The organism is Streptomyces sp. NPDC005963 (assembly GCF_040638655.1).
Classification (GTDB): domain Bacteria; phylum Actinomycetota; class Actinomycetes; order Streptomycetales; family Streptomycetaceae; genus Streptomyces.
The window spans coordinates 81,763-95,682 of the sequence record NZ_JBEXVD010000025.1 but is presented as its reverse complement, the minus strand read 5'-3'; the positions used below and the strand labels follow the sequence as shown (position 1 = coordinate 95,682).

The 13,920-nt window shown below is 70.2% G+C and carries 12 protein-coding genes; 7 read left to right on the top strand and 5 right to left on the bottom strand.

The genetic code is table 11. The features are described from left to right. Nucleotides 1-67: 67 nt before the first annotated feature. Complete coding sequence (locus ABZ348_RS27405; RefSeq protein ID WP_358937433.1) at nt 68-913, bottom strand: siderophore-interacting protein; 846 nt, start codon at nt 911-913, stop codon at nt 68-70. A gap of 116 nt (nt 914-1,029) precedes the next feature. Further along, nucleotides 1,030-1,935, bottom strand: a complete 906-nt coding sequence (locus tag ABZ348_RS27400; protein WP_358937497.1) for a 5'-3' exonuclease — start codon at nt 1,933-1,935, stop codon at nt 1,030-1,032. Between the two features lie 487 nt (nt 1,936-2,422). On the opposite strand from ABZ348_RS27400, the gene ABZ348_RS27395 reads away from it, so the two are divergent. The 4 genes from ABZ348_RS27395 (at nt 2,423) to ABZ348_RS27380 (ending at nt 6,975) form a co-directional block, all read left to right on the top strand. Further along, a complete protein-coding gene (locus tag ABZ348_RS27395) occupies nt 2,423-3,670 on the top strand; it encodes a betaine/proline/choline family ABC transporter ATP-binding protein (RefSeq protein ID WP_358937431.1) in 1,248 nt (415 codons plus the stop codon). Next, on the top strand, nt 3,663-5,456 hold the full coding sequence (locus ABZ348_RS27390) for an ABC transporter permease/substrate binding protein (protein WP_358937429.1): 1,794 nt from the start codon (nt 3,663-3,665) through the stop codon (nt 5,454-5,456). The genes ABZ348_RS27395 and ABZ348_RS27390 overlap by 8 nt, the downstream gene beginning before the upstream one ends. 175 nt (nt 5,457-5,631) lie before the next feature. Next, nucleotides 5,632-6,228 carry an XRE family transcriptional regulator gene (locus ABZ348_RS27385; protein ID WP_358937427.1) on the top strand — a complete coding sequence of 199 codons (597 nt, stop codon included), beginning with the start codon at nt 5,632-5,634 and terminating at the stop codon, nt 6,226-6,228. A 3-nt stretch (nt 6,229-6,231) separates the two neighbouring features. Beyond that, entirely contained in the window at nt 6,232-6,975 is a 744-nt protein-coding gene (locus ABZ348_RS27380) for a helical backbone metal receptor (RefSeq protein WP_358937425.1), read from the top strand. Here ABZ348_RS27380 and ABZ348_RS27375 read toward each other — a convergent pair. Continuing rightward, nucleotides 6,902-8,044, bottom strand: coding sequence for a TDT family transporter (locus ABZ348_RS27375; RefSeq protein ID WP_358937423.1), 1,143 nt, complete (start codon nt 8,042-8,044; stop codon nt 6,902-6,904). The genes ABZ348_RS27380 and ABZ348_RS27375 overlap by 74 nt on opposite strands. 70 nt (nt 8,045-8,114) lie before the next feature. Here ABZ348_RS27375 and ABZ348_RS27370 point away from each other — a divergent pair, with 70 nt between their 5' ends. Continuing rightward, the gene (locus tag ABZ348_RS27370) at nt 8,115-9,038 is read left to right on the top strand and encodes a LysR family transcriptional regulator (protein ID WP_358937422.1); all 924 of its coding nucleotides are present in this window, start codon (nt 8,115-8,117) and stop codon (nt 9,036-9,038) included. Here the strand turns inward: ABZ348_RS27370 and ABZ348_RS27365 are convergent. Together ABZ348_RS27365 and ABZ348_RS27360 are read right to left on the bottom strand one after the other, a co-directional pair. Next, nucleotides 8,926-9,738: a gamma-glutamyl-gamma-aminobutyrate hydrolase family protein gene (locus ABZ348_RS27365; protein ID WP_358937420.1), complete on the bottom strand. Its 813-nt coding sequence runs from the start codon at nt 9,736-9,738 to the stop codon at nt 8,926-8,928. The two genes, ABZ348_RS27370 and ABZ348_RS27365, sit on opposite strands and share 113 nt — an antisense overlap. A 507-nt stretch (nt 9,739-10,245) precedes the next feature. After that, nucleotides 10,246-10,974, bottom strand: a complete 729-nt coding sequence (locus tag ABZ348_RS27360) for an FCD domain-containing protein (protein WP_358937418.1) — start codon at nt 10,972-10,974, stop codon at nt 10,246-10,248. Between the two features lie 79 nt (nt 10,975-11,053). Here ABZ348_RS27360 and ABZ348_RS27355 point away from each other — a divergent pair, with 79 nt between their 5' ends. Together ABZ348_RS27355 and ABZ348_RS27350 are read left to right on the top strand one after the other, a co-directional pair. Continuing rightward, nucleotides 11,054-12,418 (top strand): glutamine synthetase family protein, encoded by a 1,365-nt coding sequence (locus tag ABZ348_RS27355; protein ID WP_358937416.1) that lies wholly within the window; start codon nt 11,054-11,056, stop codon nt 12,416-12,418. 126 nt (nt 12,419-12,544) lie between these two features. Further along, entirely contained in the window at nt 12,545-13,918 is a 1,374-nt protein-coding gene (locus tag ABZ348_RS27350) for an aldehyde dehydrogenase family protein (RefSeq protein WP_358937414.1), read from the top strand. Nucleotides 13,919-13,920: the final 2 nt, after the last annotated feature.

Here is a 13,920-nt window from a genome sequence, read left to right as displayed (position 1 = left end):
GGGGAGCGGGCATGACGAACCCCCGGCCGTCAGGTCGACCGGGGGTGCCGATGGCTCCGCAGTGGCGTCAGGCGACCTGCTCCTGCTCCCGCTCGACCTGCTCGTTCCACTCGCGCTTCACCGCACGCCACGCTTCGTCGTTCTTGCCGTAGCGCCAGTACCCCGAGATCGACAACTGCTCGCGCGGCACCTGCCGCTCCAGCCGCAGATGGCGCCGCAACTCCTTCACGAAAGCCGCCTCGCCGTGCACGAAGGCGCAGAGCTTGCCCTCGGGGAAGTCGAGTTCGACGACCGCCTTCACCAGGGCTTCGCCGACCGGGCCGCCCCCGCGGTGGAACCACTGGATCTCAACGCCGTCCGGAGCGAGGAGCTTCTGCTCCTCCTCGACGCCGTCGACCTCGATGAACGCATGGACGACCGCGCCGGAAGGCATCTGCTCCAACGCGGCGGCGATCGCGGGGAGTGCGCTCTCGTCGCCCACGAGGAGGTGCCAGTCCGCCGTTGCATCGGGTGCGTAGTCGCCGTGCGGGCCGAGCACGTGCAGCACATCGCCCGGCGCCGCCTTGGCGGCCCAGGGGCCGGCCAGACCCTCATCGCCGTGCACCACGAAGTCGATGGTCAACTCGCCCTGGGCGTCGTCCCAGCTGCGCACGGTGTAGGTGCGGTTGAGGGGCCACTGGTCACGGGGGAATTCCTGCCGGATGCGGACCAGGTCGAACGGCTCCGGATAGCTGATGCCCTCCGTCAGGAAGATCAGCTTCACATAGCTGTCGGTGTGACCATCCATGGCGAAACCGGACAGGCCCTCCCCGCCGAAGACGACGCGCACCATGTGCGGCGTGAGCCGTTCGGTATGGACCACACGGGCTTCGTAGATGTCCCTCGGTGCAGTGCGGGAAGCTCGTTCCGCCACGGTGGTCTCCCTGAATTCCCTGAATTCGGACATTGCTTAGGCTTGCCTAAGTTAACATCTTGCTCAGGAAATTACAGGTTTCGCGGGACGCATCATGAACCCGGGCCCGGTATGCATCACGTCCCCAGAGTGGTGAGCAGCCGCCCCAGCGCATTGCCGAGCCCCCAACGCTGCGCGAGTGCTTCCAGCGCCACCGGATCCCGCGGTGCTGAGGGGAGCGCGGGATCGAAGACGGGCAGGGGCACGTCGGACGCGACGGTGACGACGGTGGGGGCGACGGCGAGATAGGGCCGCGCCTCGTCGAGCCGCTTGCGCTGCGAGGGCGTGAGCTTCGAGGTCGGATCCTCCACGGCTGCCAGCACTCCGGCCAGGTCCCCGAACGAGTCCAGCAGTTTCACCGCCGTCTTCTCGCCGATCCCGGGCACCCCCGGCAGTCCGTCGCTGGGATCTCCCCGTAGCACCGCCATCTGTGCGTAGCCGGGTCCGTCGACCCCGTACTTCTCGTGCAACCAGCGCTCGTCCGTCAGCTGGAGCGTGCCGACGCCCTTCAGGGGGTACAGCACCCGGCGGGCCCGGGCGTCGTCCACCAACTGGTACAGGTCCCGGTCGCCGGTGACGATGTCGACCGGGCCGGTGGCGCGGGCGGTGAGGGTGCCGATCACATCGTCCGCCTCGTAGCCGTCGGCGCCGATACGGGCGATGCCCAGGGCGTCCAGCACATCGGCGATCACCGGCACCTGGGGTGCCAGCGTGTCCGGGGTCTCCTCCTCGTCCGGACCCGTCTCGGTTTCGACGGCCACCCGGTGCGCCTTGTACGAGGGGATCAGATCGACCCGCCACTGCGGTCGCCAGTCGTTGTCCCAGCAGGCGACCAGATCGTCCGGCTGGTGGTCCTGGACCAGTCGGGTAATGAATTCGAGCAGACCCCGCACGGCGTTCACCGGAGTGCCGTCCGGGGCGCGGACGGAGTCCGGAACGCCGAAGTAGGCGCGGAAGTAGAGGGAGGCGGTGTCGAGGAGCATCAGGCGTCGCGTCACCCCCCTGATGATGCCGCAGCCCACTGACACCGGTCGGCAATGACGAGGAGCGCCCGGCCCCACGCCGAGGTGCGAGGCGTGCGGGGTGTACAGGGCGGGGCGTACGGGGGTGGTCCGGGCCGGACGTGCGATCTGCTCAACAGTTACAAACAGGTCATTGGTGATCTAGGTCACCTTTTTGTTTGTCATTGCAGGCCAGGGGCAGGCTCCGCCCCCGGAGCAGCTCCTTGGTCCGTCCGTCCGTCTTGTTGGGCTTGTCTGGGTATTTCGTTCTGACCTCGCTGACCTTGCTGACGTTCGCCGAGGGTCGACGACGTTCGGTGACCCTCGGCGGTGGTGAGCATGCGTCGACGTCCATCGACCGCACGACGACCGAGACGACCGAGGGGTGCGTGGGCGGAACCCACCGGCTCCGATGCGATGCGCCGCGAGGGGGGCCGGTGGATCGTTCCGTTCAACGCGTGAGGTGTATGTGTCCAGGCTTCAAGCAGAGCATCTGTACAAGGTGTTCGGCAGACGACCCGACGATGCGGTCCGCAGACTCGAAGAGGGCGTCGACCGCGCCGAACTTCGATCCGACGGCACGACCGCCGCCGTGATCGACGCCTCGTTCACGGTCGAGCCCGGCCGGACGTTCGTGGTCATGGGCCTCTCCGGGTCGGGCAAGTCCACCCTGCTGCGGATGCTCAACGGACTGCTCACCCCCACCGCGGGCCGAGTCCTCTTCGACGGCCAGGACCTGACCGCCCTGAGCCCCCGAGAGCTGCGCGCCGTGCGTTCCACCAGGATCAGCATGGTCTTCCAGCACTTCGCACTCTTCCCCCACCGCAGCGTCCTCGACAACGCCGCCTACGGACTTCAGGTCCAGGGCGTCGCCGCGGCCGACCGCGCCCGGCGCGCGAAGGAGGCCCTGGCGCTCGTCGGCCTCGCCGGTTGGGAGGACTCCTGGCCCGATGAACTCTCCGGGGGAATGCAACAGCGCGTCGGACTCGCCCGGGCGCTGGCCACCGATGCGGATCTGCTGCTGATGGACGAGTCCTTCAGCGCGCTCGATCCGCTGATCCGCCGTGACATGCAGGACCAGTTGCTACGACTCCAGAAGACGTTGAAGAAGACGATCGTCTTCATCACCCACGACCTCAACGAGGCGATGCGGCTCGGCGACCGGATCGCGGTCATGCGGGACGGTGCGATCGTGCAGCTCGGTACCGCGGAGGACATCCTCGTCACCCCCGCGGACGACTACGTCGCCAGCTTCACCCAGGACGTCGACCGCTCCCGAGTGCTCACCGCGGGCGCGATCATGGCGGACGCGGACAGTGTGTACGGCACGGTGACCGACCGCGGCCGAAAGCTGACGTGTGCCCGGGACGTCCTGGCCGCCGCGCCCGCAGCGGTGCCGGTCGACGCACCCATCGCGGAGTTGTTCACGCCCTGCTCCACGACCGATGCGCCCGTCGCCGTGGTCGACGAGGAAGGGGAACTCGTCGGGGTCGTCCCGCGCTCCCGGCTGTTGGCGGTCCTCGGTGAGCCTGCGGTGAAGGAAGCGCCTCCGGGGCCCTCATCGGACCCGACGGAAACCGCCCGGACCACCGAGGACGCAGACGGCACAGATAGATCAGATAAGCCAGATAGACGAGACAGCACCGAAAGCACCATGAACGCAGTCAAGGCCGATAGTGCTGCGCATCGCGATGCCCGGGCGGTGTCCCGTGCCTAGACTCCACCTCGGCGACTGGGTCGACCGTGGCGTCGACTGGCTCCAGTTGCACCTCTCCTGGCTGTTCGACGCGATCAGTTCCCTGGTCACGGGGATGTACGAGGGCATCGACGCAGCCCTGACCGCACCGGAACCGCTGCTCTTCGCGGGGATCCTCGCCGTGCTCGCCTGGTGGCTGCGCGGGCTGGTCGCCGGATCGCTGGCCTTCGCGGGCTTCGCCCTGATCGACTCCATCGAGCTGTGGGACGAGGCGATGTCGACCTTGTCGCTGGTGCTCGTCGCCACCGTCGTCACCCTGGCGATCGCCGTACCGCTGGGCATCTGGGCCGCGCGCTCCTCGACCGTCAGCACGGTGATCCGGCCGGTGCTGGACTTTATGCAGACCATGCCGGCCATGGTCTATCTGATCCCCGGCATCATCTTCTTCGGCGTCGGCGTGGTCCCCGGGATCATCGCCACCATCGTCTTCTCACTGCCCCCCGGTGTGCGGATGACCGAACACGGCATCCGTCAGGTGGACAAGGAGCTGGTGGAAGCCGCCGATGCCTTTGGCACCACGCCGCGCAACACCCTGGTGCGCGTACAGCTCCCCCTGGCGCTGCCCACCATCATGGCCGGCGTGAACCAGGTGATCATGTTGGGTCTGTCCATGGTGGTCATCGCGGGCATGGTCGGCGGCGGCGGCCTCGGCGGAGCGGTCTACCGCGCCATCGGCAACGTCGACATCGGCCTCGGGTTCGAGGCGGGAGTCTCCATCGTCGTCCTCGCCATGTACCTGGACCGGATCACCGGTGAACTCGGCCGCCAGGTGTCGCCGCTCGGCCGGCGGGCGATCGCCCGTGCGAAGGAGGCGGCAGGCGGCCCCTCGTTGTGGAACCACCGCCCCCAACCCGTCGTCGCCCTCGCGGGCGTCGTCATCCTGGGGCTGATCGCCGCCGGCATGGGCGTCGTCACCGGCGACGGCACGCAGGACGGCAAGGGCGCGGGGATCGGCAAGGGCCGTGAGGTGACCATCGGTTACATCCCCTGGGACGAGGGCATCGCCTCCACCTTCCTGTGGAAGGAGGTGCTGGAGCGCCGTGGCTTCACGGTCGAGACCCAGCAACTGGAGGCCGGCGCGCTCTACACGGGGCTCGCGGGCGGTCAGATCGACTTCCAGACCGACGCCTGGTTGCCGACCACCCACGCCACGTACTGGAAGAAGTACGAGAAGGACCTGGAGGACCTCGGCTCCTGGTTCGGTCCGACCTCGCTGGAGTTGGCGGTCCCCGCCTATGTCGACGGCATCGACTCGCTCGACGACCTCAAGGGGCGGTCCGCCACCTTCAAGGGCCGCATCATCGGCATCGAGCCGAGCGCCGGAATGATGGGACTCCTCAAGGACGAGGTCCTCAAGCAGTACGGCCTGGAGGGCGAGTACACCGTCGTCGACGGGTCCACCCCCGGAATGCTCGCCGAGTTGAAGCGGGCGTACCAGAAGAAGGAACCCGTGGTCACCACGCTCTGGTCGCCGCACTGGGCCTACAGCACCCACGACCTGAAGAAGCTGAAGGACCCGAAGGGCGCCTGGGGCGAGGGCGACGGCGTCCACACCGTCGCCCGCAAGGGCTTCTCCGACGACCAGCCGGAGATCGCCCGCTGGCTGCGGGACTTCCAGCTGACCGAGAAGCAGCTCACGGATCTGGAGGCGGAGATCCAACGGGCGGGGAAGGGCGAGGAGCAGGACGCGGTCCGCACCTGGCTCGCCGAGAACCCACGGGTGGAGAAGGCGATGGCACCGCAGTAGCCGCAGCGGCTCCCGCCGCCTTCGACGACACGGTGTCACGGGGTGGTCTCCGCCGGTTGCGGAGGCCGCCCCGGTGTGCTGAACCCCCTGGATACCTGGCCCGTGCACCGTATGCGCGCGACCGAGCCCGGAAGCTGCGTATGGTGATACAGGACCAGGAAGGGGAGCCGGGCGGATGGACACGAAGGACGGCAAGGACCCGAAGGAGACCGAACCTCTTCGGGTGGGCGCGGCAGTGCGCCGGCGCCGTCGCGCCCTGGAGCTCACCCTTGCCGTGGTCGCCGAGCGCAGTGGGCTGTCGGTGCCCTTCCTCAGCCAGATCGAGAACGAGCGGGCCCGCCCCAGCACGCGTTCCCTGGAGCGCGTCGCCGATGCCCTGGAAACCACCGTGGGGCGTTTGATCGCGGCCTCCGATGCGGCGCGGACCGTCGCGGTCGTCCGTGCGAAAACCCCACCTGCCCTGGACGACACGGACCGTACCGTCCCGGGGGGTGCCACCCGACGGCTGGTCCACGGCCGGCACCAACTGGAGGCGCTGGAGTTCACCGGGGAGCACGACACCGACGGCGAGTTCGAGCACCGCAACGACGAGATCATGTACGTCGCCGACGGCGTGGTCGAGGTCGAGGCGGAGGGCCGCGCCTACCGTCTGGGCAGCGGTGACGCACTCTTCCTGTCCGGCGGCGTACGACATCGTTGGCGGGCCGCCCTCCCGGAGACCCGGATCGTCGTGGTCACCGTGGCCGAGCACATCGGCCCCCCGGAGCGCTAGAGCGTGTCCGCGGCACCTGCGGCGCCACGGGTCGTCTCCCTGGTCCCCTCGCTCACCGAGGCCGTGGCCGTCAGCGCGCCCGGGGCGCTGGTCGCGGCCACCGACTGGTGCACCCACCCCGCCGACCTCGATGTACCGCGCATCGGAGGCACCAAGAACCCCGATGTGGCGGCCGTGATCCGGTTGGCGCCCGATCTCGTGATCGCCAACGAGGAGGAGAACCGGCAACCCGACCTGGACGCCCTGCGGGCCGCCGGTCTTCCGGTTCTCCTAACCGAGGTACGCGATCTCCCGCAGGCCCTGCGTGAACTGGAACGGGTCCTCGTGGACGGCCTGGGACTGCACCGGCCGGCCTGGCTGGACCATGCCGCCGACGCCTGGTCGGCACCCCTGTCGGACGCGGTGCCCTCCGTCACCGCCGTCGTGCCCATCTGGCGGCGGCCGTGGATGGTGTTGGGGCGGGACACCTTCGCCGGGGACCTGCTGCGGCGGCTCGGCGTCGACCAGGTGTACGCCGGGCACCCGGAGCGCTACCCCCGGATACCGCTCGACGAACTCAACGGCAGCGGAGCCGACCTGGTCGTCCTCCCCGACGAGCCGTACCGCTTCACCGCCGACGACGGCCCCGAGTCCTTTCCCCACCTCCCCGCAGCCCTGGTCAGCGGGCGCCACCTCACCTGGTACGGGCCGTCCCTGGTGACGGCACCGGCGGTGCTGGGCGCGGCGCTGCGAGCAGCTCTGCGCTGAACAGTCCCCGCACGGTGCGACAACCGGCCACCACCCAGGCCGTACCGAGGAGGAGGTACAACGCGCAGGCCAGTGCGGTCAGTGCGGTCTGGTCCGTCCGCTCGCCGAGCGCCGCGGCCCCCGTCACACAGGTGCCGACCGGGAAGGTGAACGCCCACCACCCCAGGGTGAACGGCATCCCCCGGCGCAGTGCGCGTACCGCCGTGGACCCGGCGTACGCAAGCCACAGCAGCGCAAAGCCCATCGCCACCGCCCCGTAGACCACGGCGAACACCGCGAGCGCGCCCGGGTGGGGCGCAGGGAGCACGCTCCCGGACGCGTCGGCCATGGCGTCGGCGGCTGCTGTCGACTGCCCCAACGGCCCGAGGACCAGGAACAGGGCCGGGGTGAGCGCGAGCGGCAGCGGGCCGTGGCGCAGCAGTCGGGCAAAGACGAACGGCAGGACGGCGAGCGTCCCCAGCAGGCTTGCACCGAACATCGCACCGCTCGCCAGCAGTACGGCCGTACGCCAGGGGCCCGCGGGCAACTCGTACACCAGCGGTGGCCAGGAGGCGGCGGCCACCATCGGTGGGACCACGGGCAGCAACCACACCGGGGACGCCGAGCCCGGCTCGATCCGCCGGTGGACCACCATCAGACGGGGGATCACCACGGCCGTGCCCACGGCGGCGAGGGTCCCCACGACCAGGAGCAGTACGGCGACCGTCAGCGCTGCCGCTTCGCCCAGCACAGGGCCGCCCAGGGACAGCGTGCCGCTGCCCACCGACAGGGTCGCCATCGCAGCGCAGCCGTAGAACGGTGCGACCATCGGGTCCAGCAGGTCTGCCCCGGCCCGGTCGCGGTGATGGCGCCAGTGCAGCAATCGGGTGGTGACCACGGCGATCAGCAGCACCGCCGAGAGCGCCCACACGGCGGTCAGCGCCGGACGGGTGCCGGGGATATCGAGCGCCGCGCCGGCGTTGGCCACGATGGCGGTGCCCATGACGGTTGCGTACCAGTTCGGGGTGAAGTGACGCAGCAGCGGCAGCGGGACGGGAGCGGGTACGCGAACGGGTGGTGCCAGGGCCATGGCGCCACTGTGTGCCGATCTCTCCCGTCTCACCAGGGATCTTCGCGTTATGACCTCATAAGCTGGACTGATGAGCGACGACCGTGTGGAGCGGGGCCCACTGGCCCACCGGGTGCCCGACCTCGGCGCCCTGGAACTGCTGCTCGCCGTCGCCCGGCACGGCAGCCTGGGCCGGGCGGCCCGCGAGATGGGCATCACCCAACCGGCTGCGAGCAGTCGTATCCGATCGATGGAGCGCCAACTGGGGCTGGCCCTGGTGGACCGTTCGCCGCGCGGCTCCCGGCTCACCGAGGCCGGGGCGCTGGTCACCGACTGGGCGCGCCGGGTCCTGGAGGCGGCGGAGGTGTTCGACGCCGGCGCCCAGGCGCTGCGCGGGCGCAGGGACTCACGACTGCGGGTCGCGGCCTCGATGACGATCGCCGAGTACCTGTTGCCGGGCTGGCTCATCGCCCTGCGCACCCAGCGGCCGGACACGGTGGTGTCCCTCCTGGCGGGCAATTCCGCAACGGTTGCGGAACGGCTGCTCGCGGGCGATGCGGAGTTGGGTTTCGTGGAGGGACTGTCCGTGCCTGACGGTCTCGACGGCGCGGTCATCGGCCACGATCGACTGGTGGTGGCGGTGTCCCCGCTGCACCAGTGGGCACGCCGGCGGGCGCCGCTGAACGCGGCTGAACTGGCCGCTGCCCCGCTGATCCTGCGGGAACGCGGATCCGGTACGCGACAGGTGCTGGACTCCGCACTGGCTCACTGCGGAGGGCCGGCCGAACCGCTCCTAGAGCTCGCATCGACCACGGCGGTCAAGGCGGCTGCGGTGAGCGGCGCAGGTCCCGTGGTGCTCAGCGAACTCGCCGTCACGGACGAACTCGCCGCACGGCGGTTGATCAGGGTACGGGTGGAGGGGGTGGAGCTCCGACGGGCGTTGCGGGCCGTCTGGCGGCGCGGCCAGCGTCCGACCGGGCCGGCGCGGGAGCTGTTGGGGTTGACGAAGAGCTGAGCGCGGGTTCCGTCCGGGAGGCTGCGGAGACGAGCGCGCGCACGACCCGTAGGTCCCGCCCCACCTCGGGGTGCCACTGCACTCCCAACAGCCAGCCGTCCCCGGGGAAGGCCGGCTCCACGGCCTCCACCGTGCCGTCCTCGGCGTGGGCGCTGGCCCTGAGACGGGATGCCAGCCGGGCGACGGCCTGGTGGTGGTAGGTGGGCACGTGTGTCGTCTCCGGCACGATCGATGCGTAGAGGGTGCCCGGCACCGGTGTCACCGGGTGGCTGCCGAAGACCCCCTCGGCTTCGATGTGGCCGTCCAGGTGCTGGAGCAGCGTGCCGCCGAGTGCCACGTTGAGCAGTTGCATCCCCCGGCAGATCCCCAGGATCGGGATGGCCGCCGCGCGTGCCGCGTCGATCAGTGCCAACTCCCAGTGGTCCCGTTCGTGGGCGGGGGGACCGGTTCGCGGATCTGGTGCGGCGCCGTAGTGCTCGGGTGCGACATCGGCGCCGCCGGCGAGGATCAGACCGTCGAGCCGGGCCACCGCTGCGGGCGCGGCGCGCGGGTCGGGGTCGGGCGGCAGCATGAGCGCCACTCCGCCCGCCCGCTGGACCAGGGCCGGATAGTCGGCGGGCAGGAGGGCGGCCGGCCGTCGCCACACTCCCCAGGCGGCCGGGTCGAGGTAGGTGGTGATACCGATGAGAGGGTGGGGCATATGCGTCACTTCCGTCACTTCTCTGGGGGCACGGCCGGGGGCCGGGGCGGTGCGCTTCGTCTGCCCCGCTCGATGGGGTGCACCGGTTGCGGTGCCGGGGTCGCGGCGGCGAAGGGGCCGTCATGGGCGACCGGCCCGCGCACTCGCCGAGCTCACTAGCCGACTCACTAGCCGACCTCACCTGGCGAGCTCACTCCGCGTCGAGGAGGCTCGGGCCCCGCGTCAGCCCAGGCGTAACCGGCCGCCATCGCGGGGGCGCAGGGCGGTGACGTGCGGGCGCGTGACGGTCGGGACGGGGGAACAACCGGCGGCTGCGGCCATGGGAGCGGTCCTGCCTTCAATGGTTTGCTTCAGTACCTTTATGGATGGCGTGGGCCCGTGCAAGCCCTCTGCGGTCGATGCAGCAGGTGGATGCCCGGTGCAACCCGGTGCGGGTGCCGCTGAGGCAGGGGTGGGAACAACGCAGCAGCGCCGGGACACCGAGTCCGCGGGAGCGCCGCCGCCGGCTCAGGCGAGAAAGCCGCGCAGGAGCGCCGCACTGCCCTCGCAGTGTTCGCGCATCAGATCCCGCGCCCCGTCCGCGTCCCCGTCGAGCACCGCATCGACGAGCGCCGTGTGCTGGTGCTGCGAGTGCTCCAGATTCCGCACGAGCAGCGGGATGCAGTCGAGGAGGTCGTTCAGGTCCGCCCGTACGACGGCGTACTGCGCGGCCAGCGTGGGGGAGCCGGACAACTCCGCGAGGGTGAGGTGGAGCAGGGTGTCACGGCGGCGGTACTCGCCCAGAGGTGCGTCGTGCGTGGCCAGCAGGGCGCCGCGCAGCCGTATCGCCTCCGCTTCGGAGAGCCCGTTCGCCGCGCACAGCCCGGCCGCCCCCACGTCCAGCACCTCGCGGAAGCGCAGGGTGTCCTGCACGTCCACGGCGCCCAGTCGGCGGCGCAACTCCGCCTCTCCGCGCGCTTCGGGCCGGCCCAGGACGAACGTCCCTCCGTACCGTCCCCGCCTGCTCTCGACCAGGCCCTGTTCGGTGAGCACCTTCAGCACGTCGCGCAGGGTGACCCGGCTGATGCCCAACCTCTCGGCCAGCGCCCGTTCCGCCGGCAGTCGCTCCCCGGCCGGCACCAGGCCGAGCCGCAGCAGTCGCAGGATCTGTTCCAGGGCCTCTTCGAACCCGTTGCCCGCGCGCACCGGGCGCAGGACGGCCGTGAGCCGGTCGGTCGCCGCATCATTCTTCGCCACGTCGTCGTTTCTTCTTCCCAATCAATGGTCCACAGCAATACCTTAGAGCCGTTGGCTCATCCAAGGAGGCGTCATCCCTGTGGCAGATCGCACACCTCCGCTCGGGGTCGACGACCTTCGCACACGCGTGGCGAGCGGCGAGATCGACACCGTCGTGCTCGCCTTCCCCGACATGCAGGGCCGGCTTCAGGGCAAGCGGTTCGCCGCGCCGTTCTTCCTCGACGAGGTCCTGACGCACGGCACCGAAGGCTGCAACTACCTCCTCGCCGTCGACATCGAGATGAACACCGTCGACGGCTACGAGATGTCGTCGTGGGACCAGGGGTACGGCGACTTCGTGATGCGCCCCGACCCCACCACCCTGCGGAGCGTTCCCTGGCACGACGGCACGGCCCTGCTCTTCGCCGACCTCGCATGGCACGACGGCTCGCCCGTCGTCGCGGCCCCCCGACAGATCCTGCGCCGCCAGTTGGCGCGCCTCGCCGAGCACGGCTTCACCGCCAAGGTCGGCACGGAGTTGGAGTTCATCGTCTTCGGGGACACCTACGAAGAGGCATGGGACCGCGACTACCGCGGGCTCACCCCCGTCAACCAGTACAACGTCGACTACTCGATCCTGGGCACCGGCCGCATCGAGCCGCTGCTCCGCCGCATCCGTACGGAGATGGCAGCCGCCGGACTGACCGTCGAGTCGGCCAAGGGCGAGTGCAACCCGGGCCAGCACGAGATCGCCTTCCGCTACGACGACGCCCTCGTCACCTGCGACCAGCACACCCTCTACAAGACGGGGGCCAAGGAGATCGCCGCGCAGGAGGGGTACGCGCTCACGTTCATGGCCAAGTACGACCAACGCGAAGGCAACTCCTGCCATATCCACCTCTCCCTCGCCGACGAGGACGGGCGCAATGTGATGGCCGGCGACGGCCCCGGCGGAATGTCCCCCGTGATGCGGCACTTCCTCGCCGGCCAACTCGCCGCCCTGCGGGACTTCTCCCTGCTCTACGCACCCACGGTGAACTCCTACAAGAGATTCCAGCCAGGCAGCTTCGCCCCGACGGCCGTCGCCTGGGGATTCGACAACCGCACCTGCGCCCTGCGCGTGGTGGGCCACGGTCCCTCGATGCGCTTCGAAAACCGGCTGCCCGGTGGAGACGCCCATCCCCATCTCGCCGTCGCCGGGTTGATCGCGGCAGGCATCCACGGCATCGAACAGGGCCTTGAACTGCCCCCGCCCTGCACGGGAAACGCGTACGCCGCCGACCACGCCCAGGTCCCGACCACCCTGCGGGAAGCGGCCGAACTCTGGGAGAACAGTCCGATCGCCAAGGAGGCGTTCGGCGATGAGGTCCTCGCCCACTACCGCACCATGGCCCGGGTGGAACTGGCCGCCTTCGACGCCGCCGTCACCGACTGGGAGCTCCGCCGCTCCTTCGAACGCCACTGACCGGGAGAGCCCGAAGGCGCAGGCGGTACGCACGCGCCGGCCGCATCGCCGCCCGCCCGTCCCCTGACGGACCTGAGCCGCCCAGGCACCGCCGACACCGTTCTTTGACCCCAGGTGAGGAATGTCTTGCCGTACGCGTCGCACCACGAAGTGCTCAACCCCACCACCGGCCGACTCCTCCGCAGCGTCCCGGCTACCACCCTCGACGAGGTCGACGCCGCCGTCGCCCTCGCAGCGAAGGCCCAGGAGCACTGGGCCCGACTCGCCCCCGCCGACCGGGCCCGACTGCTCCGCCGCTTCGCCGTCACCGTCGACGCGCACATCGAAGAACTCGCACGCCTGGAGGTGCTGGAGGCCGGCCACACCATCGGCAACGCCCGCTGGGAGGCCGGCAACGTACGCGACCTGCTCGACTTCGCCGCCGGCGGGGTCGAACGACTCAACGGTCGGCAGATCCCGGTCGCCGGTGGGCTCGACATCACCATCCTCGAACCGCTGGGTGTCATCGGGGTCATCGCCCCCTGGAACTTCCCGATGCCCATCGCCGCCTGGGGCACCGCACCCGCCCTCGCCGCAGGCAACGCCGTCCTCCTCAAACCAGCCGAAGCCACCCCGTTGACCGCGCTGCGCCTGGCAGAACTCGCCCTGGAGGCCGGACTCCCACCGCATCTGTTCCAGGTCCTCCCCGGCGCCGGTGACGTCGTCGGCAACGCCCTCGTCGAACACCCCGGAGTCGCGAAGATCGTCTTCACGGGCTCCACCCGCGTCGGCAAGGCGATCATGGCCCGCTGTGCCCAGCAGGTGAAGCGGGTCACCCTCGAACTCGGCGGCAAGAGCCCCAACATCGTCTTCGCCGACTGCGACCTCGAAGCCGCCGTCGCCGCGACCCCCCTGTCCTTCCTCGACAACACCGGCCAGGACTGCTGCGCCCGCACCCGCATCCTGGTCCAGCGCTCCGTCCACGACCGGTTCCTGGAACGGCTCGCCCCTGCCATCGCCGCCGTCACCGTGGGCGATCCGGCCGACGAGAAGACCCAGATGGGCCCGCTGATCTCCCAGGCCCAACTCGATCGGGTCCGCTCCTACGTCCCCGACGCACTGCCGGGCATCCGGGGCTCAGCACCCGAAGGCGCCGGCTTCTGGTTCCCCCCGACCGTCCTCACCGAGGTCATGCCCGGAGCCCCCGTCGCCTGTGACGAGGTGTTCGGACCGGTCGCCGTCGTCCTGCCCTTCGACGACGAGGCCGACGCGATCCGCCTCGCCAACGCCACCCCCTACGGACTCTCCGGTTCCCTGTGGACCAGGGACATCGGCCGGGCCATCCGCGTCAGCCGGGCCGTGACCGCAGGCAACCTGTCCGTCAACTCCCACAGCAGCGTCCGCTACTGGACCCCGTTCGGCGGCTACAAACAGTCCGGCCTCGGCCGCGAACTGGGACCCGACGCGCTCACCGCCTTCACCGAGACCAAGAACGTCTTCTTCAGCAGTACGGAGGTCTGACC